The organism is Colwellia sp. MB3u-45, from assembly GCF_014077005.1.
Classification (GTDB): Bacteria; Pseudomonadota; Gammaproteobacteria; order Enterobacterales; family Alteromonadaceae; genus Cognaticolwellia.
Genome location: NZ_JACGVC010000049.1, coordinates 567,113 through 593,526, shown reverse-complemented (window position 1 = coordinate 593,526; position 26,414 = coordinate 567,113). Strand labels below are relative to the sequence as shown.

20 protein-coding genes and 1 other annotated feature are annotated in these 26,414 nt (G+C 39.2%); of the genes, 8 read left to right on the top strand and 12 right to left on the bottom strand.

What is annotated here, in order from left to right; genetic code table 11:
- Positions 1 to 295 precede the first annotated feature (295 nt).
- The 11 genes from H4J41_RS13515 to hisG form a co-directional block, all read right to left on the bottom strand.
- A complete protein-coding gene (locus H4J41_RS13515) occupies positions 296 to 2,620 on the bottom strand; it encodes an EAL domain-containing protein (RefSeq protein ID WP_220461006.1) in 2,325 nt (774 codons plus the stop codon).
- An 854-nt stretch (positions 2,621 to 3,474) separates the two neighbouring features.
- Complete coding sequence (locus H4J41_RS13510) at positions 3,475 to 3,642, bottom strand: hypothetical protein (RefSeq protein ID WP_182137586.1); 168 nt, start codon at positions 3,640 to 3,642, stop codon at positions 3,475 to 3,477.
- 96 nt (positions 3,643 to 3,738) lie between these two features.
- On the bottom strand, positions 3,739 to 6,084 hold the full coding sequence (locus tag H4J41_RS13505; RefSeq protein WP_182137587.1) for an EAL domain-containing protein: 2,346 nt from the start codon (positions 6,082 to 6,084) through the stop codon (positions 3,739 to 3,741).
- Between the two features lie 916 nt (positions 6,085 to 7,000).
- Entirely contained in the window at positions 7,001 to 7,624 is a 624-nt protein-coding gene (gene hisIE, locus H4J41_RS13500; RefSeq protein ID WP_182137588.1) for a bifunctional phosphoribosyl-AMP cyclohydrolase/phosphoribosyl-ATP diphosphatase HisIE, read from the bottom strand.
- Positions 7,618 to 8,406 carry an imidazole glycerol phosphate synthase subunit HisF gene (gene hisF / locus H4J41_RS13495; RefSeq protein WP_182137589.1) on the bottom strand — a complete coding sequence of 263 codons (789 nt, stop codon included), beginning with the start codon at positions 8,404 to 8,406 and terminating at the stop codon, positions 7,618 to 7,620. The genes hisIE and hisF overlap by 7 nt, the downstream gene beginning before the upstream one ends.
- Positions 8,388 to 9,125, bottom strand: a complete 738-nt coding sequence (gene hisA / locus H4J41_RS13490) for a 1-(5-phosphoribosyl)-5-[(5-phosphoribosylamino)methylideneamino]imidazole-4-carboxamide isomerase (RefSeq protein ID WP_182137590.1) — start codon at positions 9,123 to 9,125, stop codon at positions 8,388 to 8,390. Before hisA ends, hisF begins: the two co-directional genes overlap by 19 nt.
- Positions 9,126 to 9,128: 3 nt before the next feature.
- On the bottom strand, positions 9,129 to 9,749 hold the full coding sequence (hisH, locus tag H4J41_RS13485) for an imidazole glycerol phosphate synthase subunit HisH (RefSeq protein WP_182137591.1): 621 nt from the start codon (positions 9,747 to 9,749) through the stop codon (positions 9,129 to 9,131).
- Position 9,750: 1 nt separating this feature from the next.
- A complete protein-coding gene (hisB, locus tag H4J41_RS13480) occupies positions 9,751 to 10,821 on the bottom strand; it encodes a bifunctional histidinol-phosphatase/imidazoleglycerol-phosphate dehydratase HisB (protein WP_182137592.1) in 1,071 nt (356 codons plus the stop codon).
- A 1-nt stretch (position 10,822) separates the two neighbouring features.
- On the bottom strand, positions 10,823 to 11,944 hold the full coding sequence (gene hisC / locus H4J41_RS13475; RefSeq protein WP_182137593.1) for a histidinol-phosphate transaminase: 1,122 nt from the start codon (positions 11,942 to 11,944) through the stop codon (positions 10,823 to 10,825).
- The gene (hisD, locus tag H4J41_RS13470; protein ID WP_182137594.1) at positions 11,945 to 13,351 is read right to left on the bottom strand and encodes a histidinol dehydrogenase; all 1,407 of its coding nucleotides are present in this window, start codon (positions 13,349 to 13,351) and stop codon (positions 11,945 to 11,947) included. It lies immediately after the preceding gene.
- A 3-nt stretch (positions 13,352 to 13,354) separates the two neighbouring features.
- Positions 13,355 to 14,254: an ATP phosphoribosyltransferase gene (hisG, locus tag H4J41_RS13465; protein ID WP_182137595.1), complete on the bottom strand. Its 900-nt coding sequence runs from the start codon at positions 14,252 to 14,254 to the stop codon at positions 13,355 to 13,357.
- 104 nt (positions 14,255 to 14,358) lie between these two features.
- Positions 14,359 to 14,490: a sequence feature (His leader region), on the bottom strand.
- A gap of 400 nt (positions 14,491 to 14,890) precedes the next feature.
- Between hisG and H4J41_RS13460 the strand changes: the two genes are divergently transcribed.
- The 7 genes from H4J41_RS13460 (at position 14,891) to fadD (ending at position 22,451) form a co-directional block, all read left to right on the top strand.
- Entirely contained in the window at positions 14,891 to 15,205 is a 315-nt protein-coding gene (locus H4J41_RS13460) for a hypothetical protein (protein WP_182137596.1), read from the top strand.
- A 357-nt stretch (positions 15,206 to 15,562) separates the two neighbouring features.
- Entirely contained in the window at positions 15,563 to 17,515 is a 1,953-nt protein-coding gene (locus H4J41_RS13455; protein WP_182137597.1) for an ATP-dependent DNA helicase, read from the top strand.
- Between the two features lie 170 nt (positions 17,516 to 17,685).
- Positions 17,686 to 18,372 carry a tRNA (adenosine(37)-N6)-threonylcarbamoyltransferase complex dimerization subunit type 1 TsaB gene (gene tsaB / locus H4J41_RS13450; RefSeq protein ID WP_182137598.1) on the top strand — a complete coding sequence of 229 codons (687 nt, stop codon included), beginning with the start codon at positions 17,686 to 17,688 and terminating at the stop codon, positions 18,370 to 18,372.
- A gap of 179 nt (positions 18,373 to 18,551) precedes the next feature.
- Entirely contained in the window at positions 18,552 to 18,959 is a 408-nt protein-coding gene (locus tag H4J41_RS13445) for a hypothetical protein (protein WP_182137599.1), read from the top strand.
- A 42-nt stretch (positions 18,960 to 19,001) separates the two neighbouring features.
- On the top strand, positions 19,002 to 19,655 hold the full coding sequence (locus H4J41_RS13440; protein ID WP_182137600.1) for a M50 family metallopeptidase: 654 nt from the start codon (positions 19,002 to 19,004) through the stop codon (positions 19,653 to 19,655).
- 65 nt (positions 19,656 to 19,720) lie between these two features.
- Positions 19,721 to 20,584, top strand: coding sequence for an alpha/beta fold hydrolase (locus H4J41_RS13435; RefSeq protein ID WP_182137601.1), 864 nt, complete (start codon positions 19,721 to 19,723; stop codon positions 20,582 to 20,584).
- 211 nt (positions 20,585 to 20,795) lie between these two features.
- Positions 20,796 to 22,451 carry a long-chain-fatty-acid--CoA ligase FadD gene (fadD, locus tag H4J41_RS13430; protein WP_182137602.1) on the top strand — a complete coding sequence of 552 codons (1,656 nt, stop codon included), beginning with the start codon at positions 20,796 to 20,798 and terminating at the stop codon, positions 22,449 to 22,451.
- Positions 22,452 to 22,750: 299 nt separating this feature from the next.
- On the opposite strand, the gene H4J41_RS13425 is transcribed toward fadD, so the two are convergent.
- Positions 22,751 to 23,488, bottom strand: a complete 738-nt coding sequence (locus H4J41_RS13425) for a YciK family oxidoreductase (protein WP_182137603.1) — start codon at positions 23,486 to 23,488, stop codon at positions 22,751 to 22,753.
- Between the two features lie 280 nt (positions 23,489 to 23,768).
- Here H4J41_RS13425 and H4J41_RS13420 point away from each other — a divergent pair, with 280 nt between their 5' ends.
- Positions 23,769 to 26,186, top strand: coding sequence for a VolA/Pla-1 family phospholipase (locus tag H4J41_RS13420; protein ID WP_182137604.1), 2,418 nt, complete (start codon positions 23,769 to 23,771; stop codon positions 26,184 to 26,186).
- Positions 26,187 to 26,414 lie beyond the last annotated feature (228 nt).

Here is a 26,414-nt window from a genome sequence, read left to right as displayed (position 1 = left end):
AAATCATCGCTATCAGGGTCAATACCTAAAGCCACAGAAATGTTATGCACTTCTTCCGAAGCTAAGATTTGTCCCGAGTCAACTTCCCAGGTATTTAAAATTTTACCACGTAGCGGCATGATGGCGCATTTCTTACGAGCCACTTCTGACGAACCACTATGAGGAATTGCTCATAGTGGTTCGTCACTTGATAAACTATTTTATGAGTCATTGAGGTTTTATTATTTGCCGCTAAGTCGTAAATAATCAAACCTCAACTAAGACAGTTTATTTTTAGCAGATTTTCAGCAAATCACTAGGTAGTTAGCTTACTCTCAGGTGAAATTTTACTATTCTGCTTGATCAGTAATTGTTCAAAATTATCCTTTGTCAGTGGCCTTGATAATAAGTAACCTTGGCCAAAAAGACAACCGGCTTCAGCTAGAAACTTTTGTTGTTGCTCTGTTTCTATTCCTTCAGCAATAACGTCAATATTGAGCTTGCTGGCCATTACTATGATGGCTTCACATAACGCCGCATCTTTATTATTAGCAGACATATTTTGTACAAAGCTCTTATCAATTTTTAAGTAATCAATGGCATAGTTTTTAAGATAAGAAAATGAGCAATAGCCAGTACCAAAATCATCAATAGAAACAGCGATACCTTGTTGACGAACTTTATCAAGTACGTTGACGACTGCTGTTTGATTTTCCATTAATAAATTCTCAGTAATTTCAAACGCAATGGCTTGAGGCGAAATATTTTGCGCTTTAAGAGACTCAGTCCATGCAATAATTTGCTTGCCTTGATTTCTATATTGTACCGGCGAGGTATTGATACTGATCATCAGATCTTGACAATATGTTAGTCTCCAATGTTTAACCTGCCGTGATACTTGATTAAATATCCACTCACTAATCTCTGTAATGAGTCCTGCTTCCTCAGCAATAGGGATAAAGTCTGCTGGCGGAATTAAGCCTTTTTCAGGGTGTTGCCAGCGAATAAGTGCTTCAGCTTTAGCTATGTTATGATTTTCTAAGTTAACAATAGGTTGATAAACCATGTGAAATTGTTGCTGTGTAATGGCGATACGTAAGTCTTGAATAATTTCCATGCGCTTAAGGAGTTCGGTACGCATGTTTTCGGTAAAGTAGTTAATGTTATTGCGCCCACGCGTCTTAGCACTATACATGGCTTGGTCGGCATTTGTTAATAAAGCATCAATGCTCATTGCATCATCAGGATAAAGGGCAACACCGATACTGGCGGTACAATGAATACTCTGTCCATCAATTATATAGGGCTGGGAAAGGGTGCTTAACAATTTTTGTCCAACCTTATCAACATCGATTGCTGTGGCTGTACCTACAAGTACGACAATAAACTCATCCCCGCCTAAACGGGCAACAATATCGTTCTTTCTAAGACAACTTTTTATGCGTTTAGCACTTTCGATAAGCAGACTATCGCCAGCACTATGACCTAAAGAGTCATTAACATCTTTAAAGTTATCAATGTCTAGCATAGCAATAGCGAGTTGTTTTCTCTCACGTTTCGCGTTGTCGAGCGCCGCAGCTAAGTGTTCTAGTAATAAGTTACGGTTTGGTAATTGTGTTAAATTATCAAAATTGGCTTGCTGCCATATGATGCTATCGACTTTATCTCGTTCAATGGCAATACAAACAAGATTAGACACTTGTTCAATTAAGGAGAAATCGATATCTTTTGGTGTTGATATTTTACGATGATAAATAGCAAAAACCCCTAATGCTTCGCCTTTATCATTAATAATAGGCTCTGACCAACAAGCGCCTAATTGAGCTTTTTTAGCTAACTCGGCCCAATTAGCCCAATAAGGATGAGTTGAAATATCGCTGACAATAACTCTTTTTTTTGTGAACACTGCTGTGCCGCACGATCCCATGCCATAGCCAATAGTTACACCTTCTATAGCTTCGTTATAAAAAGCAGGCAGACTAGGAGCTGCGCCTATCACTAAGTTTTTTCCTGATTTGTCGAGTAATAGAATACTGCAGATCGCTTCAGGATATGCGTGTTCAACGTTATGTATGACGGAGTGCAATATAGTAGATAATTTACTTGAGCTGGCAATTAATTCGAGAGTGCTATTACGTAATTGGCTTACTTTATCTTTTGCTGATAATTGACGGTTTTTACTTTCCATAAACATTGAAAAGGCTAATGAAAAGATATTTGTTAAAATTAAGGCGCCAATAACGCGAGGTAAAGTAAAACTGTCAAATTGTTGATAGGTAATAAATAATGCAATGATTATCAATAAGGCATTCAATAGGTTTGCGGTGACTGTGGGAAGTAAGTAAAAGCTGGATATTATTATTGGAAATAGCCAAAAAATCAAGCTCTCACCTTGAATGTAAATAGCGGTTAAGACTGTGATGTGAAGAAAAAAAACAAGTAAGCCACTAAAAAATTTAGTTTTACTAGTATACCAAACGCCAGAAAAAATGCTGCCTATGCCCAATATCACAATAAGGTTAATAATAATTCCTAGATTGTCGTGTGTGCGAATGCTTGAAATCAGGGCTGGAAGTAAGGCTAATATTGCCGTAGCCGTTACGGTTAATAAAATTTTATCATCTATTGAGTGACTTTTCATTTTAAAATCATACTCCTTTAATTTTTTATAGTTCAATATTATTGCTTGAAATGCTATTGAGCAATCCTTTTACTTATAGCCTAATATAACGGAAAATTTACTGGTTTGTAATGAAAAAAACATAAGTAAATAACAAGTAAAATATAAGTAAAACAAGAGCATATAAATAACATTTCAATTGCTTTTTATTTACATTGGTCGGTAGGTACTGTTAAACGCTGGCTATATCTTGGCTGTATTTTTGCCATATTTTTGAGATTTATTTTAGACAATATAATCAAAAGATAGCTGTTTATACTGATTAATCTTTAGTTTTAGATATTTAATATAGAAGAAATTATTACAGGATTTTGGTCAAAAAAAATAGCCAAATACAAGGCATTTATTTTAATAACTAGTGGTGCTAAATATTAAATAAATAATGTCGTAGAAGCTTTTTAACCAGTAGCAATGAACAGAAAATTAATGATATGGCTAAAAGCTAGTGGTAAATATTTAGCATTAACCTAGTGCAAGTAAAATTTAGTGCTAATTTTTGAAGCACTAGATTAATTTTTTGAAGGTTTTTTGCTCCCTAAAGCTTTTAAAACCCAGACCATCATTGTGTGCCGTAATTTTTATGGAGTGATATTTGAAATTTGTTATGGCCTAATGTGACTCTAGTTTTACTTTGAAACCTAGCTACTCTATTCGCTGCTATATGCGTTAATCTGTTTTTAGCATACCAACATGTGGCATATCATCTTCTAAATAGATATCGCCAACACGAAACAAACCATGATGATTATAAAATTTCTCTAAGTGCTCTTGTGCTGAAATTTTTATGGTATTTTCTGGAAAGATTTTTTAAGCAATCAGCTAAGGCAATGTTCACTAGTTTGTGGCCAAGTCCAAAGCCACGAGTAGAAGGCGCAAACGACCACACGGGCAATGCTAATGTAGTTTTGGTAAGTTAAGCCTTTAGGTAAAATACGTAAGATAGCAAAATTAATGTAAGGCTTGGCGATGGCAGTCATGCTCATCTAAATCTGCATAAAACAGCTTTGCTCAACAACAAATACATCAATTTGAAATATTAGGAAATCGTATAGCTCATCGGTATTTAGTTGTGAGAAAGTTTATTTTTCCAGTTTAAGCCTTTGCTTTTCATTTTTTTCAAATTCACTTTTTTCGTTATGACCGTTAATTAAAAATTGTTCAAAATCTTTTTTCAGTAGAGGTTTTGCTAATAAATATCCTTGGCCAAAAGTACAGCCTGCTGTAGCTAACAACTGTCGTTGTTGCGCGGTTTCAATTCCTTCAGCAATCACTTCTATATTAAGCTTATCCGCCATAACAATGATGGCTTCGCATAGCGCCATATCATTGTTATCTGATGACATGCCTTTGACAAAACTTTGATCAATTTTTATGTAATCAACCAAGAAATTTTTAAGATATGAAAATGAGCAGTAACCGGTGCCAAAGTCATCGATGGCAACCACCACACCTTGTTGCCTAATATCAGCAATAATGTTGTCCACCTGGACATGAGTTTCCATTAGTAGGCTTTCAGTGATTTCAATGGTCAAGGCATGGGTTGGAATGTTGTGTTGCTTTAATTGCTCAACCCAGTTTAAAATTTGTTTGCCGTGATTTTTATACTGAACAGGGGAGGTATTAATACTGATTTGTAAATTTTCGCAATATGCCCCTCGCCATAACTTTAGGTCCTGTAAAACCTGTTGGAATACCCACTCGCTTATTTCAATAATCAAGCCAGTTTCTTCGGCAATCGGAATAAAATCTAACGGTGAAACAAGGCCTTTTTCAGGGTGCTGCCAACGAATTAATGCTTCGGCTTTATAAGTGTTATTGTTTTGTAAATTTACAATCGGTTGATAAACTAGAAAAAATTGCTGTTCTTTTACCGCGATGCGCAGGTCTTGAATTAACTGCATACGTTTGAGGAAGTCTGTACGCATATTTTCAGTAAAGTATTGTAGGGTATTACGACCTTTTGCTTTGGCGCCATACATAGCCTGATCAGCATTTTTCAGTAATTGGTTAATATTGTCGGCATCATTCGGGTAAATTGCCACACCAATACTGGCCGTACAATATATTTCTTTTTCTTCAAAAAGATATGGCTTAGCCAAAGCGGTTGATATTCTCTTGCCAAGAATCTCTATGTTTTGCACACCATTAGTATTGGTTAAAATAATGATAAATTCATCACCCCCTATCCTAGCGATAATATCGCTTTCTCTGAGAGTGTCTTTAATGCGTTTTGCGGTTTCTACTAGCAAAGCATCACCCGCACTATGTCCTAAAGAGTCGTTTACATCTTTAAAGTTATCAATGTCGAGCATAGCAATAGTAAATTGGGTATTTTCACGTTTTGTCTTTTTAAGTATATTGCCTATATATTCGTTCACTAAGCTGCGATTGGGTAATTGTGTTAAATGGTCAAAATTGGCTTGATGCCAAATCAGTTGATCTGCCTTTTCGCGTTCGATTGCAATGCGAGACAAGCTGACAAATTGTTCGATTAATCTAAAATCTTTTTTTGTTGGAGAGGTTACTTTTTTAAAATATATGGCAAATGTACCTATCACTTTGCCACTGTTGTCGATAATAGGCTCTGACCAACAGCTAGATAGATTTGCTTTTTTTGCTAACGCTGACCATTGCACCCAATAAGGATGAGTAGCGATATCTATTACGGTAACTCTTTTACCGGTATAGGCAGAGGTACCGCACGAGCCGGCCCCTTGAGCTATCTCTAGACCTTCCATGGCTTGATTATAAAAATCTGGCAAACTCGGTGCAGCTCCTAACGTAAGCTTTTTTTCTGTTTTATCAAGCAATAATATACTGCACATAGTGTCAGGATTTTCATTTTCGACGGCATCAACAATCGCGTGCAATACGTCAGATTGCTTGGCTGAACATGCAATAAGCTCTAAAATTTTATTACGTAAGAGGTTAAAACTTTCATTTTCCATGAACTTCTTATTTTCTTTTTCTATATATTTAGAAAATACAAAAGCACAAATAAGAGTAATAATTAGTGTTATCACAACTCGAGTGAAGGTGAAACTATCGAATTGGTTATAGGTTAATGAACAAGATACTATGACGAGGGTAAGGCTAAGTAGCAAAGCAAGTAAGGGCGTCATCAAATAAAAAGAAAAAATAATGGCGGGATATAACCAGTAAATAATACTGATCCCTTTTATATACAAGGCTATCATTGTAATAATGAAAATAAATATGGTTACTACTTTGCTATATAATTCAACATTCCTTGTGTACCAAACACCCAAAAATGTGCCAACCATTACAGAAACTGCTAAAAAGTCGACAATTATGTGTGCTAGCTTGCCGTCATTAATACTAGCAATAAGGAGTGGAAAAACAGCCAAGCCAGTGATGCTGGTTATGGCGAGTAATATTTTTTCTTTTAATGTGCGTTGCAACATTTTTATGACCAAACCATATTATAAATGAATGAAGATTCGACTTTAAGTGACTGAATAGCAGAAAAAGTTAAGTGATTAAAATAGCAAGAAAAGTTTAGATATGCGTAGTAGACTAACCGGTAAGTTGGTTAATTGACATATATTATTAACCAAAATACTTAAGATAACCTTAAGGTGTATTTTTTAGCAATTTTTACCTTTATTTAATGAAAGTTATTGTTTTTATTTGAATTATATAAAGTACTCAAGTGTTAATTTTGCGTTTATTTGGTGTTATTTTAGTGATAATTAAGTGCTAAATTAATGTTATTAAATTATTGATCGAATGTAGGGTTTTGGTTTTTATGCTTTATTTACAACAGCAAATTTGAATATTAAACACGGCGACGATGTTAACCAGACATGACGAGTTAAAATCGAAGGGCTTGCAATTAATCGATGTTTATTATGATCGTTTTTCAAAGAATTGTGCCCAAGCGCTTTTGATTTAAATAATCAATTATTTCTTGTTTGTAGTGTTTGAACCGCTGTTTAATTCTGGGTATTCATTATTCTAAGACTTTTTTTGATGGTTTTTAGGCGCTACTATAGTCAGTAAGTACTTGATTCAATCATCAAGCGCTAAAGTAATGTTAGTGTGATATGAGCTTTTGGTCAGTGGAAGATATTGACATAGCAGACTTGAAATTTTAGCGGCATTTTTCTCATTACTTATAACGAACTCACCTGACTGAATACCAATCTGACAAAATCATTGCCCACTTTTACAAGTAAAAACACCTTAAGGCCGCAGTATTGTTCTCAAGCCCAATAGTGAACTATTGGGCTATTTAACACCTGCCTTGATTTATTTCTTATGATCATCAAGAGCAGAAAATTCAGTAAACCATTGTTATAGCATGCTATAAGCTGTCATTTACTTTTTTTGATGCCTAGATTGCAATACTGCCATTACTTCACTTAGGTCAATGTTTTGATCTTGTAGTAGCACTAAGGTGTGATAAAACAAGTCGGCACATTCACCTAATAAATCTTCTTTGGTTTCAGCAACGGCAGCTAACGCCACTTCGACACCTTCTTCGCCCACTTTTTGCGCTATTTTAGTGGTGCCGCGGGAAAATAAATGTGCTGTGTAACTATCTTCTGGCGCGTCATTTTTACGACTGGCAATCACTTGTTCAAGTTGACTGAGAAAGTTTTGCTGGCTAATGGCTTGTTCAGGAAAGCAAGACTCTGTGCCTAAATGACAAGTAGGACCTTGCGGCCGGCAAGCGATAAGTAAGCTGTCTTGATCGCAATCTGTCACTACTTGGCTAACTTTTAAATAGTGACCACTGGTTTCGCCTTTGCACCAAAGTGCTTGTTTAGCGCGGCTATAAAATGTCGCTAAGCCAGAGTTTAAGGTTTGCTCTAAAGCCTCAAGATTCATATAGCCTTGCATTAAAACGGCTCCGGTATCTTGATGCTGAATAATGGCTGGGATCATGCCCGCCATTTTATCCCATGCCAATTGGCTAACATTGTCTTGTGTAATTAGCATAATCTGATCTCAACTTTTTCATTTTTAAGGGTTTGCTTTAATTCATCCATCGCTATGATAGCTTTGTGGAAAACACTAGCAGCGAGCGCGCCGTCAACATCTGCTTGCTGAAAAACATCAACAAAATGTGATATTTCTCCAGCACCACCTGAAGCGATTAACGGTACATTGCACAGTTTACGTACTTGGCTAAGTTGCTTAATATCATAGCCTTGGCGAACACCGTCTTGATTCATACAATTGAGTACAATCTCACCAGCGCCTAATCTTTGTACTTCTTGGATCCAATCTAGGGTGCGCCATTTAGTTTTTTGTGTCCGGGTTTCATCGCCGGTAAATTGGTAAACTTGGTATTCACCCGCACCATTATTAGCGTCTTGATTGAAAAAGCTATCAACACCAACCACAATACACTGCTGACCAAAAATATCAGCTAAACGCGATATTAAGCTTGGGTCTCTTAACGCCGGTGAATTAATGGATATTTTATCCGCACCCATCATTAAAATTTGCTTTGCATCTTCTTCGGTTTTTATACCACCGGCAACACAAAAGGGAATGTCGATAACTTGAGCAATGCGACTAACCCAGCTTTTGTCTACTACACGGTCATCTGAGCTGGCGGTAATATCATAGAAAACCAGTTCGTCGGCACCGGCTTGTGCATACTTTTGCGCGAGCGGTACTATGTCGCCAATAATTTCATGGTTACGAAACTGCACACCTTTTACTACTTTACCATCGCGAACATCAAGACAAGGAATTATGCGTTTGGCCAGCATGCGATTGCCTCCTCTAACGTAAACTTACCTTCAAGCAGTGAGCGACCCAGTATGACGCCATTAACACCCGTGGGTATTAGGGCTTTTATGTCATCTAATGAACCAATGCCGCCAGACGCTTGCCATTTTATGCTTGGATATTGCTGACAAAGTTCTTGATACAAGGCAACATTACTTCCGGTTAATGTGCCGTCTTTACTGATGTCGGTACACAAGACATGAATTAAACCGGCAGCAATGTAATCATCTAATAAGGCTTCTAAATTAACGCCACTGTCTTTTATCCAACCGTGTGTAGGTAGGGTTTTATTACCCATAGCATCAATTTTTACATCGAGTGCTAGCACAATACGTTCACCACCAAACTCTGTTAGCCATGCTTGTACTAATGTTGGCTCTTTGATGGCGAGTGAGCCAATAACAATACGGTCAGCGCCTAAGTTAAGTAGCTGTTGCACGTCTTCTTTACAACGCACGCCGCCGCCTACTTGAATGATCATGCTGTCGTGTTTTACTAAGCTTGCTAGTAAGGTTAATTGGCGTTTATTGCTGTCTTTTGCACCGTCTAAGTCAACAAAGTGCATGACAGTTGCACCCGCTTTAGCATAAGCATTTTGTCGTTCTTTTGCGGTGTATTGATAGTTGGTTTTTTGTTGGTAATCACCTTGAAATAATCGCACGACTTCGCCGTCAATTAAATCGATTGCTGGGATCATCATCGCTTACATCTCCAAGAAATTCTTAATTATTTTACTACCAAGCGCACTAGAGCGTTCAGGATGAAATTGGCAACCGATAAAGTTGTCTTTGGCAATGGCAGCAGAAAATTCACTACCATAGTGGCAACGGGCAACAGTATATTCAGAAATGGGCGCCGCAAAGCTATGCACAAAGTAGAAATAGTCATCAACCTTGATGCCGGCAAATATGGCATGGTCGCTAACCTGAGTTAGGGTATTCCAGCCCATATGTGGCAAACGTAAGGTTTTAGCCTCAAGCGGGCGAACATCGGTAGGGATCAAGCCTAAACATTCAACCACTTCATCTTTACCTACACCTTCAGCAGAAGTACGCGCCATTAATTGCATGCCCAAACAAAAACCTAATACCGGCTGGGTAAGCTGTTGTAGTGTAGCCACTAAACCTTTTGCCCTGATATTTTCCATGGCGTGGCGAGCACTGCCCACACCAGGTAAAATAACTTTGTCAGCACTTTTAATGACATTGATGTCATCAGAAATAGTAATAGCAAAACCTAAACGTTCGACGGCAAACTTTACCGATGCCAGGTTTGCACAACCGGTGTCAACAATAACAAAGTTAGCTTGCGGGTTTTCGCTCATGCTATAAACATCCCTTTGTGCTGGGTAGATCATCACCGTCAACCGCTATGGCTTGACGCAAAGCACGACCAAATACTTTAAATAAGCTTTCAACTTGGTGATGACAATTGCCTTCAGTGGTTGAAAGGTGCAGTGTGATTGCCATTGAGTCAGCTAATGAACGAAAGAAATGTGGCACCATTTGGGTCGACATTTGTCCGACCATATTATCTGTAAATTTGGCGTCAAATTCTAACCAAGGGCGACCAGAAAGATCAATCGAGCACTCAGCACGACATTCGTCCATAGGTAAAACAAAACCAAAGCGACCAATACCGCGTTTGTCACCCAAGGCTTGCTTAAGCGCTTGGCCTAAGGCTAAAGCGGTGTCTTCAACACTGTGGTGTTCGTCAATGTGATAGTCACCATCAACACTAACTTGCATACTAAAACCGCCATGTGCAGCAATTTGTTCAAGCATATGATCAAAAAATCCTAAACCGGTTTTGATCTTAATATCACCGATTTTATCAAGGTTAATGGCGACATTGATATTGGTTTCTTTTGTTGTTCTAACCACTTTCGCTACTCTTGAGCTCGTCAGTAGTTGCTCAGCAATGTCGTTCCAATTAAGCGATTGACGGTTATATTTAAGCGCTTTAATACCCATGTTGGCGGCAAGCGCGATATCAGTGTCTCGGTCGCCAATAACATAAGAGTTGGCAAAGTTAACTTTACCTTGCTGTAAATAGTCACTGACTAAGCCTAATTTAGGTTTACGGCAGCTACAATTGTCTGCTTCAAAATGTGGGCAAAGTAGTACGTCGTCAAAGTTAATTCCTTGCGATGCAAACATGGCCATCATTTTGTTATGTGGCAAGTCAAAGTCACTTTGTGGATAGCTTGTGGTACCTAAGCCGTCTTGGTTTGACACCATGACTAAGCGAAAGCCTTTTTTCTGCAAGGCAATTAACACCGGGATCACGTTAGGTTCAAAAACTAACTTGGCTAAACTATCGACTTGCTTATCGCTAATAGGCTCTTCAATTAAAGTACCGTCTCGGTCGATAAATAAAATATTTTGTTGGCTCATATTAATTCTCTTTTGCCACCGTTTGGGCTGTTGTTGTGATAAAACTATTGATGATAGTTTGTTGTAATAGGTCAAGTTCGCGTTCACTACCAATACTGATGCGTAAACAGTTGGCTAAATTTTGCTGTTTTGATTGATCACGTATTAAAATACCTTGCTCTACCAAACCATTAAAAATAAAGTTTTTTACTGCTTCATTTTGACAACGAAACAAAACAAAATTTGCATCACTTTTAAATACTTGGCTGCACCAACTTTGCTGGGTTAGCCAGGTGGTTAATTGTTTACGTAAAATTTCAGTTTCTTGTACGCGAATACTCACTTGTTCCAGGCCAGATGGCGCTAAAGCGGCACTAGCAATATCGGCAACGGGCGCAGATATTGGGTAAGGCGCTATAACTTTACTGATCATCGAAATAATGTCTTGATTAGCTAGGGTAAATCCGCAACGTAAACCGGCTAAAGCAAAGGCTTTTGACAGCGTTCTTAAAATAACTAAATGTGGATATGTTTTAAGCCAGCTAGACACAGATTGTTCAGGGCTAAACTCGATATAGGCTTCATCAACCACAACAATGGCTGAGTCGGCAAAGAGTTCAAGCACGGTTTTAATATCTTGTTGTGCCAGTAAATTACCCGTTGGGTTACCTGGCGAGCACAAAAATACCACTTTGGCTTGACCCACTTGTGCTTTTAACCCGGCTAAATCTAACGACAACTCTGTGGTTAATGGCACTTTAATAATACCGGCACCATGATTTTCAGCGCTAATAGCATACATGCCATAAGTGGGTGGACAAATAACAATGCTGTCTTGATATGCTTGGCAAAAGGTTCTGATGATCAGCTCTATGCCTTCATCTGCGCCGCGAGTGGCTAAGATGTTTTCTGCGGCTATAGCACTATAAGCACTATAAGCATTGATCAAGTTTTCTGGTTGAAAGTCAGGGTAGCGATTGATGCTGTCGCTGCTGACTTGGTATATACCAGGACCTGAAGCTTCGTTAGCGTTGAGCCAAATTTTGCCTTGTATTGCACCACTGCTGGCATAAAGTCTGCGCGCAGACTGGTAAGGCACCATATCTATGAGTTCTTTGCGGGCAAGTTTGTTTGCAATGCTCATTTATGCCTCCGGACTCTGGTTGGAGCTGCTGTTGCTCTGTCGATCAAAATCAGCTTTTGTGTTGTTACCTGTCGGCTCTAACGGCGCTTCTAAGCGAATAGTAACGGCACGTTTATGACCGTCTAGTCCTTCAGCATCGGTGAGTTCGCAAATACATTCCGCCAAACTACTTAAGCCTTGACGCGTAATTTCTTGCACAGTAAAGCGTCTTGAAAAGTCAGCCAATGACAAACTACTGATCACTTTTGAATAACCATATGTGGGTAGTACATGATTGGTACCGCTAGCATAATCACCCGCCGATTCTGGCGTATACGCGCCAACAAAAATTGAACCGGCATTACGTAGCTCAGTTAATAACTGCTGAGCATTGTCGGTTTGAATAATCAAGTGCTCAGGCCCATATTCATTTGATATTTCAACGGCTTGCGCCAAATCTTTAGTCAGTATTAATCGACTTTGCTGTAAGGCTTGGCGCGCTATTTCTGCTCGTGATAACAGGGTGAGTTGCTCTGCTAAGGCTAACTGAACTGCATTGATGAGTGCCATGCTATCTGATAACAAAATAACTTGGCTATCGGGGCCATGTTCGGCTTGCGATAATAAATCAGCGGCGACAAATCCTGCATTAGCATTGGCGTCTGCTATTATTAGCACTTCTGATGGGCCTGCTGGCATATCAATAGCAAAACCATTGACTTGCTGTGCTAGTTGCTTTTTGGCTTCGGTAACATACTTATTGCCCGGACCAAAAATTTTGTTCACCGCTTTAATTGTTTGCGTACCAAAAGCTAATGCGGCACAAGCTTGTGCGCCACCAACACTATATATTTCTTCAATATCGCATAATGAAGCCGCCACTAGAATTTCGTCAGCTAATTGGCCGTCTTTATTGGGTGGGCAAACTAGGACTTTGCGCGGGCATTGTGCTAATTGTGCGGGTACACCTAACATTAATACCGTTGAGGGTAATGGTGCGCTACCGGCTGGAATATACAAACCGACATTAGCAATAGCTTCAGTTTTTAAGGTACATACCACACCAGGGGTAGTTTCAACACGAATGTCAGCACTGATTTGTGCTTGGTGAAAACGTTTAATTTGCCCATAAGCTGTTTCAATGGCTTTTAATCGTTTAGGGGTTAATCTGGTTTTTGCTGCAGCAATTTGCGCTGGTGTCACTTTTAAAGTATCAAGCAAGACACCATCAAATTTCTCGGTAAAATCAAATAAGGCTTTATCACCGTTTTTTCTTACATTGGTGAGAATATTTTCTACTTGTTGTGATAACAAACCGCTTTCTGCAATGGCTGGGCGGGCAAGCGCATAATTACGTTCAGCACTGGACAAGTTTTCCCAGGTGATTAGGTCTTTTAGTCTGCTGGAATTTTGGTTGTTTATATTCATACGTTAGCCCATCATTTTTTCAATTGGCATTACTAAAATAGAGTTACAACCTAAAGCGTTAAGTTGCTCCATGGTTTCCCAAAAAAATGTTTCTGTGGCGACAACATGCACAGCAACAATGTCTTCACGTCCTGCTAAAGGTAATATGGTGGGTGTTTCTTTACCTGGCATAAGCGCACTAACTTGGGCGATTTTGTCTTTTGGTGCATGCAGCATGATGTATTTACTTTCTTTGGCTTTCATTACGCCTTGAATACGAGGTAATAAAGTGTCAAGAATCGCTTGTTTCTCTGGTATTAAAGCTTTATTGGTTTGAATTAATGACGCGTGTGAGCGAAAAATTTCTTCCACTTCAACTAGGCCATTCGCTTCTAATGTTGCACCTGTAGATACTATGTCACAAATGCCATCAGACAAGCCAACACGAGGCGCGACTTCAACAGAGCCTTTTAGTAAGCAAAATTCGACGTTGATACCGTTGTTTTTGGCAAAACGATTCAGTAACTGTGGATAGGTGGTGGCAAACCTAAGGCCATCTAAACTTTTTATACCTTTATAATCAAAGCCTTCTGGCATGGCTATTGACAAACGGCAGCCGCCAAAGTTTAAACCTAAGGTACGAATATATTTTGATTTTTGGCCCATTAACTCACGCTCTAATGCGGCTTCTTCCAAGGTGTTGTCGCCAACGATACCTAAATCGCAAACGCCGTCCATGACCAAGCCTGGAATATCGCTACTACGTACGCGCATGATATCAATGGGCATATTAGAAACATGAGCAAGTAATAGGCGATCAGAGACATTAAGTTTAAGGCCACAACGCTTTAATAAAGCTTGTGTGTCGTCGCTTAAGCGACCTGATTTTTGCATTGCAATGCGTAAACGTGGTTCTGTTGTCATGATTTTTCCTATTAATTTTTAAATTTTTTGTGCTATTTAGTGGCTTTTTATGTGTTTTATCATTGTTCAAAAAAGCATGTATATACAATTTCAAAGCCATAAAAATGCGAAAACCCCCGAGAGATGAACTCTTTCGGGGGTTTAGAAATTAATTTTTATTTATCTTACACCGCTGAAAGGTTCATAGCCCTCAGCGAATAAACCTGAGCAGCTAATCTGTATGATGATGGTGATGAATGGCAATCAAGTTTAAAGTCATGTGGTATTTACTCTATTATTGCTTCAGTTAGCATAGTTGTAAGATAATAATTTATTTGGCTATTTTTTAAATTAAAGCGCTACTTTCAAGTTACTTTAAATGATTCTATAAAAGCTATTGAAAAAAGACAAAAACTTTTTAAAGTACTTACTTTAATTTAGATTTAACGATACGTTGATTCTTAAGTTAGAGCAAGTGTTTAATGTTAACTCAATATGATTTTTTGAACTAAGCTAGTATTGTTTTGTTCTAAAATATGTAGCGTAAAAAAGGTAAAGCTTAAGCGAGTATGGCCGATATATAACCATGACTAGATAACGATGACTATATAGCTATGACCAAGCAGAGCTATTTTATTTTAATCAGGGGGCATAACAATGGACATTTTCACTACCGCATTAACCCGTGTTGTTCCTGTGCCTATAAAACCTGCTAGCTTAAAAGTTAAGGCATTGATGAAAGCGGCTGCAACTCATGCTGTTTCTGACGATACAGCAGGTTTAGAGGAGCCGGCATTATATTTTAAAAAATCGTCTGATCAAGAAGAAAGTACTGACAAGACAGCGCCAGAGGTGGTTGAAGCAACGCCAGTGCCAGCCGATAATACCGGTCAACATATTGATGTTTTTGAGGATAGTGAGTACACACATTCAGAAAAAGATGATAAACCTCACCTAGATATTTTTGTATAAAATTAAGCTATTGGCATAAAAGCCAAATTAAGCTGACTGAGTTAAGCTAGCCGAATTAAGCGGGTAGTATCATGCATGACTTAAGGCATACGCTGAGCTTATTTTACTTGACCACTTCAACCTGACTGTTTATTTTATTCTCAACTCAACTCAACTCATCTCAGCTCAACTCTTCATTATACGCTTCATGCTATTTTTCACCTTACCCTGCATTTTATGGGGTATTTTATTTTGCCTTTAATGATTTTAGAACTGCATTATATTAGCGCTATTATTAGTCAAGCTTAGCGTTATTTTTCCTGTTATTTTTGTCTGTGATGATTATAATGAGCGCAAATTTATCAATGTCGTACCTTTATGAGTGCTGTTGAACATGCGTTTTCACATCAAGGTGCTTTAGCGAAAGCTATTAATGGCTTTTCTCCACGCCAAGCTCAACTAGATATGGCACTAGAAGTTGCTAAAGCTATCGAGCAAAAAAGTTCGCTCATTGTTGAAGCGGGGACAGGTACGGGCAAAACATTTGCCTACCTAATTCCGGCGTTATTGGCTAACAAAGCCAATGCTGAAAATAATGAGGGACAGAAAAAAATTATTGTTTCAACCGGAACAAAAAACCTCCAAGAACAATTATTTCATAAAGACTTACCGTTAATTCGCAAAGCACTGGCCAGTAATGCACAAGTGGCGTTATTAAAAGGCCGTGCCAACTACCTTTGTATATATCGTTTGGAGCAATATCAACAATCGCGTGGCCAACTTGACGCGCAAACATTGGCTGATTTTGTCAAAGTGCGATCTTGGGCCAATGGCACACAAAGTGGTGATATTGGTGAGTTAGTTAATGTGACTGAAGGCTCGCCGGTATTTCCGTTTGTTACCAGTACTGTTGATAATTGTCTCGCCAAAGAATGTCCTAATATTGAAAGTTGCTACTTAATTAAAGCGCGTACAAAAGCGATTGATGCCGATCTCGTGGTGGTAAATCATCATTTGTTTTTTGCTGATATGGCGCTAAAAGACAGCGGTTTTGGTGAGTTAATTCCTAAAGCTGATGTGATGATTTTTGATGAAGCTCATCAAATTGCTGATATAGCCAGTGAATATTTTGGTGAGGCGTTTTCCACACGACAGTTACTTGATCTTTGTAGCGATGTTTTACAGGTTTACAGAACAGAATTAACTGACGTAAAACAGTTGGCAAAGGCAGCAGAAAAGCTGTTGAAAACCAGTCAAGAATTTCGTTTACTTTTTAGTTACGATCCCGAGCGCGGCAACTGGCGAGAAAAACATCAACAGCAGAAGTTTGCTCATGCCTTTAGCTTATTAAAAACAGATTTAGACTTTCTTTATCAAGTGATCAAACTTTGTGTCTCGCGTAACGAGGCGATTGATCATTGCTTTGACCGAGCATTAAATTTATTAACGCAATATGAAGTGATGGCTGATGTAAATGCCATGGGCATGAGCTTTTGGTATGAAACCACGCCACGGCATGTTGTGCTACATAAAACACCCTTATCGGTGGCAGATAAGTTTGGTACTTACGTAAAAGAATCAGGTGCGGGTTGGATATTTACTTCGGCAACGCTTGCTGTTGATGGTGAATTTAAACATTTTTCTGGCCATTTAGGTATAGAGCATTCGGCCAGTTTGTTACTGGATAGCCCGTTTGATTATGCGAAACAATGCCAATTAATTATTCCGCGTTATTTGCCATCTGCTAATGATATGAATCGCGCTAAAGCCTTAAGTGAACTTGCTATTCCCTTAATTGCCGCCAGTGCTGGCGCCTGTTTTATGTTGTTTACCAGTTACCGTGTTATGCATCAAGTTGCTGAGTTATTGGCTGAGCGTATTGATAACCCATTACTGGTGCAAGGACAAATGGGTAAGCGTAAGTTATTAGAGCAATTTGTTGAGCAAGACAGTGCTGTGTTGCTTGCCACAGCAAGTTTTTGGGAAGGCGTTGATGTTAGAGGCGATAAACTTACCTGTGTGATAATCGACAAACTGCCGTTTGCTTCACCGAACGACCCTTTGTTGCAGGCCCGTAGTGAAGATGTAAAACGACAAGGCAAAGACCCATTTGCACAAATTCAATTACCCCAAGCGGTTATTGCCTTAAAGCAAGGGGTAGGGCGTTTGATTCGTGATGTTAATGACAAGGGTATACTGGTTATCTGTGATGACCGACTGGTTAATCGCCCATACGGAGAAGTTTTTCTCAAAAGTTTACCTGACATGAAGCGCAGTAGAGATATTAACCAAGCCGCAGAGTTTTTAGCACAATTGGTTGGTCGCGAATAACCTTTATCGTCAATAAAGTTTGCCGCGATCCAACTTGCTGTTAATTGACGTTGAAAGGATGCTTGTTTAGACGAGTAAAGTTTACCTGAGTTAAAGTTCTCTAGGCTTAAGGTAAAATAATGCTAAACTCGCCGGATTAGTAATGACAGTAATTTTAAAGGGTTTTTGACGTGAATTTTTTGGCCATCGATGCCTCTACTGAAGCTTGTTCAGTAGCAATTAAATATTTTGATCAACAGTTTAGTGAGTATGAACTGTGTCCTCAGTCTCATAGTTTGCGTTTATTACCTATGATTGACAGTGTATTAAAGCAGGCAAACGTTAAGTTAACTGAGCTTGATGGTATTATTTTTGGTCAAGGACCGGGAAGTTTTACCGGTGTGCGTATTGGCATAGGCGTAACACAAGGTTTAGCTTTTTCTGCAGAGTTGCCGGCGCGCGGTGTATCTACCTTACAAGCGATGGCTCAGCAAGCTTACCTTGATAAAGGTGTCAGCAAAGTTATTGCCGCGATTGATGCGCGTATGTCAGAGGTGTATACCTGCTACTTTGAAGTTGATGAACTCGGTATTATGCAGCCAAAAACTGAAGAAACGGTATTAAAACCTGAGTTGGTTGCCCAGTATTATAAAGACTTAGTATTACCCGCTTATGGTGTTGGAACAGGATGGGACGCTTATCCTGCATTGGCAGCATTAAAGTCTAATGTGGACTCACCTGAAATTTTGTTTCCAACCGCTTTAGCCATGTTAGCCATTGGGCAAATAGACTTTGCAGAGCAGTGTGTTGATGCTGAAAACGCCCAGCCTAAATACGTTCGAGATACCGTGTCATGGAAGAAGCTGCCAGGGCGATAAAGTAGGCATTATATTGCTTTTTGTTCTGAATGAGTTTTTTGATAAATACTTTCTCACACGGGCTTATGTTATTGCACTCGTGATGTTTTACTACATTTTAATCTAGCTTGGTTATTGCCCAGCTGATTTTTGATCAAAAATAGTTTTCACCTTGGTGATAAATTTGTTAGATTACTTTTATGCAAGTCAATAATTCTGTCAACTTAACATCCCAACCGGCTATCGGGTTAGGGAAGAATTCATCCGTACCCGCTCAAGAGCAGCGTACTAAGGCACTTGCGCGCGAAGCGCTTAGTAGCGAAGAAAGTCAAAGCCAAAAGTCACCATCGGATATTAATACACGCCAACGCCTCGATATCGATGAACAGGCAATGGCACTAATCGAACGTCAGCCGGTGCCCCCGTATGACAGTCGTAACAGCTCACCACAAAGCTCTCAACAAAATTATCAGCAAACTAGTACCAATAGTGGTTATGATACACCATCGAGCCAAAATAAATTGGCTGTAGCTGCTTATCAGTCAGTTGATGCTATTGCTCAACGCGATAGTATTCAACAAATTTTTGGTGTTGACTTATTTGCCTAATTTACTGGATAAAAACTATCATTCCTCTACCGAAAAAACACCATGAACTTTAGCCCTAAATATAAATTTTGGCTGATGTTATTCACGGTCATCATTATTTTACAACTGCCTTTTATTTCCATTCCATTTAAATGGTTAGAAAGCTATTTTCATGAAATTAGCCATGGCTTAACGGCGCTGTTAACCGGCGGAAGTATTGTACAAATTCAACTGTTTCCTAACGGCGCGGGGTTATGTACCACAAGAGGCGGCTCGGCATTTTTTATCAGCTTAATGGGTTATGGCGGCGCAATATTATGGGGCAGTCTGATATATTACTTGGCGTCGAGTCATAGAAAAACAGCACAGATTTTTTCTATACTGCTGATTGGCTTATTGGCGAGCAGTATTTTATTGTGGGTACGAGACTTATTAACCTTATTTATTGTGGTTGTTTTACTTATGTTAGTGATAGCGCAACTAAAATATTCATCACAAAAACACCTACAAACGTTATTACAATTAACCGGTTTATTAGTCTTAATTAACAGTTTAATGAGCCCGCTTTATTTACTTGACGGTCAAGCAAAAGGCGACGGTGCTGCTTTAGCTAATATGACCTTTATTCCTGAAATAATATGGGTTGTTATTTGGTTTTCGGCGGCATTATTTGCCACCTATCGACTCAGTAAATTATCGTTGCGTAGCACACGTTAGCGATTAGAAAATCATCATTGCTATGCAGCGTTAGGCTACTCTTTTCCAACTTATAAAGGATTTTTATGGCAACTTCTGATGTATTTAAACCAGTGGGATTTGATGTCAACGGCCGAAAAATTAGCGGTATAAGTTATGGTGATGAACAAGGACCCTTGCTTTTATGCTTGCATGGCTGGCTTGATAATGCGGCAAGCTTTCAACCGTTAATGCCGTATTTGTCAACCTATCATGTTATTGCTATTGATTGGCCCGGACATGGCTTATCTGATCATCGAGGCGCTGATGCCCATTATCACTTTTTAGATTGGGTCTATGACTTGATCAGTTTATTTCGCTCACAGCAATGGCAAGCTATCGATATTATTGGTCACTCTATGGGAGGGATGGTAGCGTCTGCGTTTTCGGCAGCCTTTCCTGAACATGTGAAATCATTAACATTGATTGACAGCATCGGTGTGTTAACCTCAGATGCAGCGACCACCACCAAGCAATTACGCAAAGGCTTGTTAAGTCGTTTAACGCGAGATAATAAAGCTAAAAAATATCATACTAGTCTCAACTCTGCTGTTGCGGCTCGCGTGTTAGTGTCAGATTTAAGCACCGATAATGCCACGCTCATTGTCGAACGTGGTATTGAGCAAACTAAGGCTGGTTTTATTTGGCGTGCCGACATTCGTTTACGTTCCACTTCTCCTTATCGATTTACCTTAGCGCAAGCCGAGCAACTTGTTACTGATATAAGCACTCCTGTGCAATTACTTTACGGCAGCAAAGGTATGGAAATGGTAACTAAAGGTGTAAAGTGCTTTGGCCCTTTGTTTAAAAACTTACAGGTGCATGAGTTGAGTGGTGGCCACCATGTACACATGGAACAAGCTGAGCAGGCCGCTAAGCTGATAAATGCCTTTATTCATCAGCAAAGCTAAGCAGTAAGATTAATTCAAGCAGTATATAACGGCTCCTTGAAGTGGAGCCGGTATACGTTATTTAGGGCGAATTTTAACCAGTTTGATGATATTAAATTTACTAATTATTCAGTTAATTTAAACAAGTGTTTAAATTAACTGGATCGACCAGTGAAAATTTGATAAAACGTGTCATTAAATTAAAAATAAAAATTTAAAGAGGAAAGGTACCGTGGAAAAAATTTGGCTTGAGAAGAGTTACCCTCCTGGTGTTCCATTTGAAATTGATCCTGATAAATACGCTTCAATTGTCGATATGTTCCATAAATATACTGAGGTTTATGCCGATAGAGCTGCCTTTATTAATATGGGGGCGCAGATTAGTTATCGTGAACTTGCGCAACAAGCTACAACCTTTGCTGCCTACTTACAGCAAGACTTAGGTTTAGTTAAAGGTGATAAATTTGCCATTATGGTACCCAATTGTTTGCAATATCCTATTGCACTATTTGGCGCCCTGTTAGCAGGTTTAACTGTGGTGAATGTTAATCCGCTCTACACAGCACGTGAATTAGAACATCAATTAAAAGACTCCAACACTAAAGCGATTTTGATTATTCAAAATTTTGCCAGTATTTTAGAAAAAGTTATTGATAAAACACCCGTTGAAAAAGTTATTTTAACCTCGCTTGGTGATCGTTTAGGTACAGTCAAAGGTGCCATTGTTAACGGCGTTGTTAAGTACGTTAAAAAAATGGTGCCCGCTTTTAATCTTAAGAATATAGAGCATTTTAATAAAGCTTTAGCTAAGGGAGAAAAATTAAGTTTTAGCCCAGTGACAATTTGCGGTGATGATTTGGCCTTTTTGCAATACACAGGTGGTACAACGGGTGTTTCAAAAGGCGCGATGTTAACGCATCGCAACATGGTTGCTAATCTAGAGCAAGCTAAAGCAGCGATTAAACCGCAATTAGAAGAGGGTAAAGAGCTGGTTGTTACAGCCTTGCCGCTTTATCATATTTTTGCGTTAACGGCTAATTGCCTGACATTTATTACCCTGGGTGGTACCAATTTATTGATCACCAATCCGCGTGATATGCCGGGGTTTGTTAAAGAGTTAGCAAAATATGACTTTACAGCCATTACCGGTGTAAACACCTTATTTAATGGTTTATTAAATACCCCGGGCTTTAGTGAACTCAATTTTTCTAATTTAAAATTATCACTAGGCGGCGGTATGGCGGTACAACGTCCGGTGGCCGAAAATTGGGAACGTGTCACGAAAACACGCTTACTTGAAGGCTATGGCTTGACAGAATGTGCACCTTTAGTAACGCTTTGCCCCTATAACCAAACACATTATAGTGGCAGTATTGGTTTACCTGCACCTTCTACCGATATTCGTATTGTGTTGGAAGATGGCAGTGACGCTAAAATAGGTGAAGCTGGAGAAATGTGGGTTAAAGGCCCGCAAGTAATGAAAGGTTATTATAATCGCCAAGAAGCAACCGATGAGATTTTAAAAGCTGGTTGGTTAGCTACAGGTGATGTCGCTTGTATGGATGAGAATGGCTTTTTCAAAATCGTTGATCGTAAAAAAGATATGATTATTGTTTCTGGCTTTAACGTCTATCCCAATGAAATTGAAGAGATAGCCATGAGCCATGAAGGCGTACTAGAAGCGGCGGCCATAGGTATTCCTAATGACGCTTCTGGTGAAGCAGTCAAATTATTTATTGTACGTAAAGATCCTAATTTAACTAAGAAATCGTTAATTAATCACTGTCGTGAAAACTTAACTAATTACAAAGTACCAAAATTTGTTGAGTTTCGTGATGAGTTGCCAAAAACCAACGTTGGTAAAATATTACGACGTGAATTACGCTAATGTAGAGATCGCTATCGCTTATCGACCATTAATTGACGTCAAAGTGACCATAAAAAAGGCCAACTAATGTTGGCCTTTTTTATGGTCAAATGAATTGTATGCTAGGTTCACATGAATGTGAAAGAGTGGCGATGTTCAAGTCGTTCTTAGCCATCTCGGTCATTGCACCTACCTTACTTTCATGACTGAGCTTTTTGTCAGAACATAATACAACAAAATATTGCGATAACAGCAAGATAACTATTATTTCAATCTAAAAGCACTAGGTTCTTAACTTGTTATTTTGCAGGGAAAAGGCATTATTGTGCGTTTATTCTTTCGCCATTAACCGCTTTGCTATCGTTAGCCATTAAATATACGTAAAGTGGCATGATATCTTTCGGTAAAGCAATTTCAGCTTTGTTTTCTGCGGGGTAAGCCACTGAACGCATATCGGTATTCGTTGCGCCGGGATTTACTACGTTAGTTCTAAGCGAACTGTTTTCATATTCGTCCGCAATAACCTGCATGAGTCCTTCTGTGGCAAATTTAGAAACGCTATAAGCACCCCAATAAGCTTTACCTTTATTGCCGACACCTGATGAGGTAAATACTAACGATGCATGGTCAGCTTTGAGTAACACAGGGATTAATGCTTGTGCTAATAAAAACTGGGCATTAACGTTAACTTGCATGACGTCTTGCCAAGTTTGTTGATTAATTTGGTTAAAGGGCGTTAACTCGCCTAGTATTGAAGCATTGAGTAATGCCCCATCTAATTGACCAAATTGATTATCAATGGTGGCGGCTAAGTCAATATAGTTTTGCTTTGTTGCCCCTTTTAAATCTAACGGTACAATGGCGGGTTCAGGATAGCCTTTAGCAAGTATTTCATCATAAACTGCTTCTAGTTTTGCAACGGTTCTGCCTAATAAAATAACCGTTGCGCCTAACGCAGCATAAGTTAATGCTGCTTGGCGGCCAATACTTGCGCCCGCACCGGTTACTAAAATGGTTTTGTTGGCTAAAATTTGTGGTGTTATTGTATAGTCAAACATAAGATTAATTTTTGAAATAATTTGATAACAATATTACTACTTTCACTGCTATGCTGACGAGAGTTTTTCGTTACTAATCTACATTTGTGGAATAAAACTTTGAATAAATTAAAATATCACTAGCACTTGAACTATTCTTGAGGTAAGTTTAACTGGTCGAACAAGTTGAGTTTAATGCTGGTATAAGTATAAAAATCAACGATAATAATGAAAAATAATAAAGATATATTTAGCCAGTAGTTAAGTATATAAAATAAAGATAAGTCAGTGGGGAGATAAAATGAAAAAGTTAGTACTCAGTCTAGCAATAGCGAGCACATTAGGTTTAAGTGCTTGCCAAGACGAAACCATAACAGATGTTGAAAGTGAAGTGGTTGATAACGGCACGGTCGTAACAGCCACAGCACGCGTTAAATTTGATCCAGCGGCGGGCGCTGTTGGACTTTCTATACCAAATGATTTGATTTTTTCTGGTACGGTTGATGGAACCTTAGAGATTCCTGTTGCCGACCCTACTGATGGTTCAGATCCTTTTGTTGCGATTAGTGCACTTGACGGTTGGTCAATTTCTCAACCTTTTCCCCTCGCTATTGAATTCCCAGCAGGAACTTCTTTAGATGCCAGTAGTGCTGCTGAACCTGGGTCGGTAAGAGTTTTTGAAACCGTGATGGGCGGTGACGTCAATGACAGTGATTGTACCGCTGTAACACGTGGCCTAGCCTGTAAAGTGATTGGCGAACTTACTTTTGGCCAACATTTTGTTACGCAAAAATCCGGCGACAATGTTTTGTTTGTCCCGATTCAACCCCTTAAAGCAGAAACAACTTATGTCATGGTGATGACGAATAATCTTCGTGATAACAATGGTAAAGCAGTTGCTGGCTCTAGTACTTATGAATTAGCGCGCCAAGATATCAATACCTTACCTTTGGGTAACGAGTCGCAATTAGGCTTACAAGGCGCGATTAATAGTTATGAAGCGGCTGTAATCGCTGCTGGCGTTGATAGCGATACTATTATTTATAGTGCTGCGATGACGACACAATCAACTACACGCGTATTAAGTACGGTTAAATCTTTAATGGCCGCTAGTGTACCTCAGATGGTTGCTAATGCTCAGCAAGGAACTCCAGCTATTGGCGTAGCTGATACCACTCTGTCAGTTGCGGATGTGTTAGCAGATCAAATTCCTGAAAGCTTGGTACCGTTATATTCTGCAGCAAACTATATTCGTGGTTCAATTACACTGCCTTATTACTCAGGCGTACCCTCTGCGGAAAACCCACTAGCACCGGTTAATGATTGGTGGCGTGCCCGTTGTGATTCAGGTGCTACACTGGCCGGATTAGCAGCAGCAAACCCAGCGGCAATTCCTGCTGGGCCATTAGATGCAAATGATGGCTTTTGTATGAACTTTGGTTTACGTGATTTGAGCTCAAGCTCAAATCCAGCGATAGCGGCTATTGATACTGAACGTAATTTAACTAAATTTAATCCAATTCCAACAGGAAAAATGTTGCCGATTGATGTGCAAATGACCACGCCAGATTTAGCCTGGGCTAACCCAGTGCGTGAAAGCATGGATTTACCAGCGTTAGAAGAGCCTGCAAATGGTTGGCCAGTAGCGATTTTAGTGCACGGTATTACCTCAACCAAAGAACAAATGTTACCCATTACCGGTATGTTATCTATATTTGGTATAGCAACGATTGCGATTGATCAGCCCTTACATGGTAGTCGCGGTTTTGATTTAAATGGCGATGATGTTGATGATATTAATGCCAGTACCGTATCAACCTTACATTATGTAAACTTGGGTAGCATGTTAAGTATGCGTGATAATACACGCCAAAGTACCTCGGATTTACTGGGTTTGCGTTTAGGTATGAACTTTTTAGGCGGTGCTGATAGTGATGGTAACCCAATAAAAATCGATAGTTCAAAAGTTCACCTGTTAGGTCATTCATTAGGTGGTATTTATGGGATTAATGCAGTTGGCTTAGCAAATACTGAGTTAAATCCACAAATCGATGGTTTATTTAAAATTGCCAGTACTTCTCTAGCCATGCCAGGTTTAATGTTGGCTAACTTTGGTTTGGATTCGCCAGCATTTGAAGGCTTAGCTAAATCTAATTTAACCTTACAGCTATCGCCTGAGTTTAAAGCAGCCGTTGAAGCAACTTTACCTGCCAATTATACCCAAGAAGAATTAAGTGCTTTCTACTTTGCTTTCTATGAAACTTTATCGGCTGAGCAAAAAGCCACTTTAAATGGCGGTTTCGCTCAATTTACTTTTGCAGCGCAAACAGTGACAGACTCGGGTGACCCTATTGCTTATGTACAAACATTAGCAGCGACTGAAACACCTACGCATTTAATCGAAGTTGTCGGTAATGGTGATGATAATTTATCAGACCAAGTGGTGACAAATAGAGCACCATTTACGCCCATGGGTGGTACTGAACCTGCGATTGCTTTCTTAGGCTTGCAAGGTGTGAGTGAAGACACTAATGGCTCAGGTGCAGTGAGATTTGTTAGTGGTCACCATAGTTCAATACTTGACCCTCGTCCTGTTGCCGCTTCACCAGATGCTGGGTTAAGTGCTAGAGCAACGCAAGAAATGCAATCGCAAGTGGCGGTGTTCTTTGCGACGATGGGACAATTAATTAAAGTAACTGACACTGCCGTTGTACAGTAGATTGCACAGTAGAGTATTCATGCACTTTGTGTTGAATAAAGCCTGCACCTTAGTCACAGTATTGAGTTAAGTCAGTTTTAATTAAATATTGTCGCAGGTTGACAAAATACTAACGGTCCATATCTTGGGCCGTTTTTTTTGGCTGGTATTTTATTTGTCTTGTAGTGCTTGTAGTACTTTTAATTCTGTAGCACTAAGGCCTAGTTTTTGATGGCACAGTAATGTTTT

Excerpts from the sequence above, each read along its gene's own strand:
- H4J41_RS13515 (WP_220461006.1), bottom strand. The coding sequence starts at position 2,620 with ATGAAAAGTCACTCAATAGATGATAAAATTTTATTAACCGTAACGGCT.
- H4J41_RS13510 (WP_182137586.1), bottom strand. The coding sequence starts at position 3,642 with ATGAGCATGACTGCCATCGCCAAGCCTTACATTAATTTTGCTATCTTA.
- H4J41_RS13505 (WP_182137587.1), bottom strand. The coding sequence starts at position 6,084 with ATGTTGCAACGCACATTAAAAGAAAAAATATTACTCGCCATAACCAGC.
- hisIE (WP_182137588.1), bottom strand. The coding sequence starts at position 7,624 with ATGCTAATTACACAAGACAATGTTAGCCAATTGGCATGGGATAAAATG.
- hisF (WP_182137589.1), bottom strand. The coding sequence starts at position 8,406 with ATGCTGGCCAAACGCATAATTCCTTGTCTTGATGTTCGCGATGGTAAA.
- hisA (WP_182137590.1), bottom strand. The coding sequence starts at position 9,125 with ATGATGATCCCAGCAATCGATTTAATTGACGGCGAAGTCGTGCGATTA.
- hisH (WP_182137591.1), bottom strand. The coding sequence starts at position 9,749 with ATGAGCGAAAACCCGCAAGCTAACTTTGTTATTGTTGACACCGGTTGT.
- hisB (WP_182137592.1), bottom strand. The coding sequence starts at position 10,821 with ATGAGCCAACAAAATATTTTATTTATCGACCGAGACGGTACTTTAATT.
- hisC (WP_182137593.1), bottom strand. The coding sequence starts at position 11,944 with ATGAGCATTGCAAACAAACTTGCCCGCAAAGAACTCATAGATATGGTG.
- hisD (WP_182137594.1), bottom strand. The coding sequence starts at position 13,351 with ATGAATATAAACAACCAAAATTCCAGCAGACTAAAAGACCTAATCACC.
- hisG (WP_182137595.1), bottom strand. The coding sequence starts at position 14,254 with ATGACAACAGAACCACGTTTACGCATTGCAATGCAAAAATCAGGTCGC.
- H4J41_RS13460 (WP_182137596.1), top strand. The coding sequence starts at position 14,891 with ATGGACATTTTCACTACCGCATTAACCCGTGTTGTTCCTGTGCCTATA.
- H4J41_RS13455 (WP_182137597.1), top strand. The coding sequence starts at position 15,563 with ATGAGTGCTGTTGAACATGCGTTTTCACATCAAGGTGCTTTAGCGAAA.
- H4J41_RS13445 (WP_182137599.1), top strand. The coding sequence starts at position 18,552 with ATGCAAGTCAATAATTCTGTCAACTTAACATCCCAACCGGCTATCGGG.
- H4J41_RS13440 (WP_182137600.1), top strand. The coding sequence starts at position 19,002 with ATGAACTTTAGCCCTAAATATAAATTTTGGCTGATGTTATTCACGGTC.
- H4J41_RS13435 (WP_182137601.1), top strand. The coding sequence starts at position 19,721 with ATGGCAACTTCTGATGTATTTAAACCAGTGGGATTTGATGTCAACGGC.
- H4J41_RS13425 (WP_182137603.1), bottom strand. The coding sequence starts at position 23,488 with ATGTTTGACTATACAATAACACCACAAATTTTAGCCAACAAAACCATT.
- H4J41_RS13420 (WP_182137604.1), top strand. The coding sequence starts at position 23,769 with ATGAAAAAGTTAGTACTCAGTCTAGCAATAGCGAGCACATTAGGTTTA.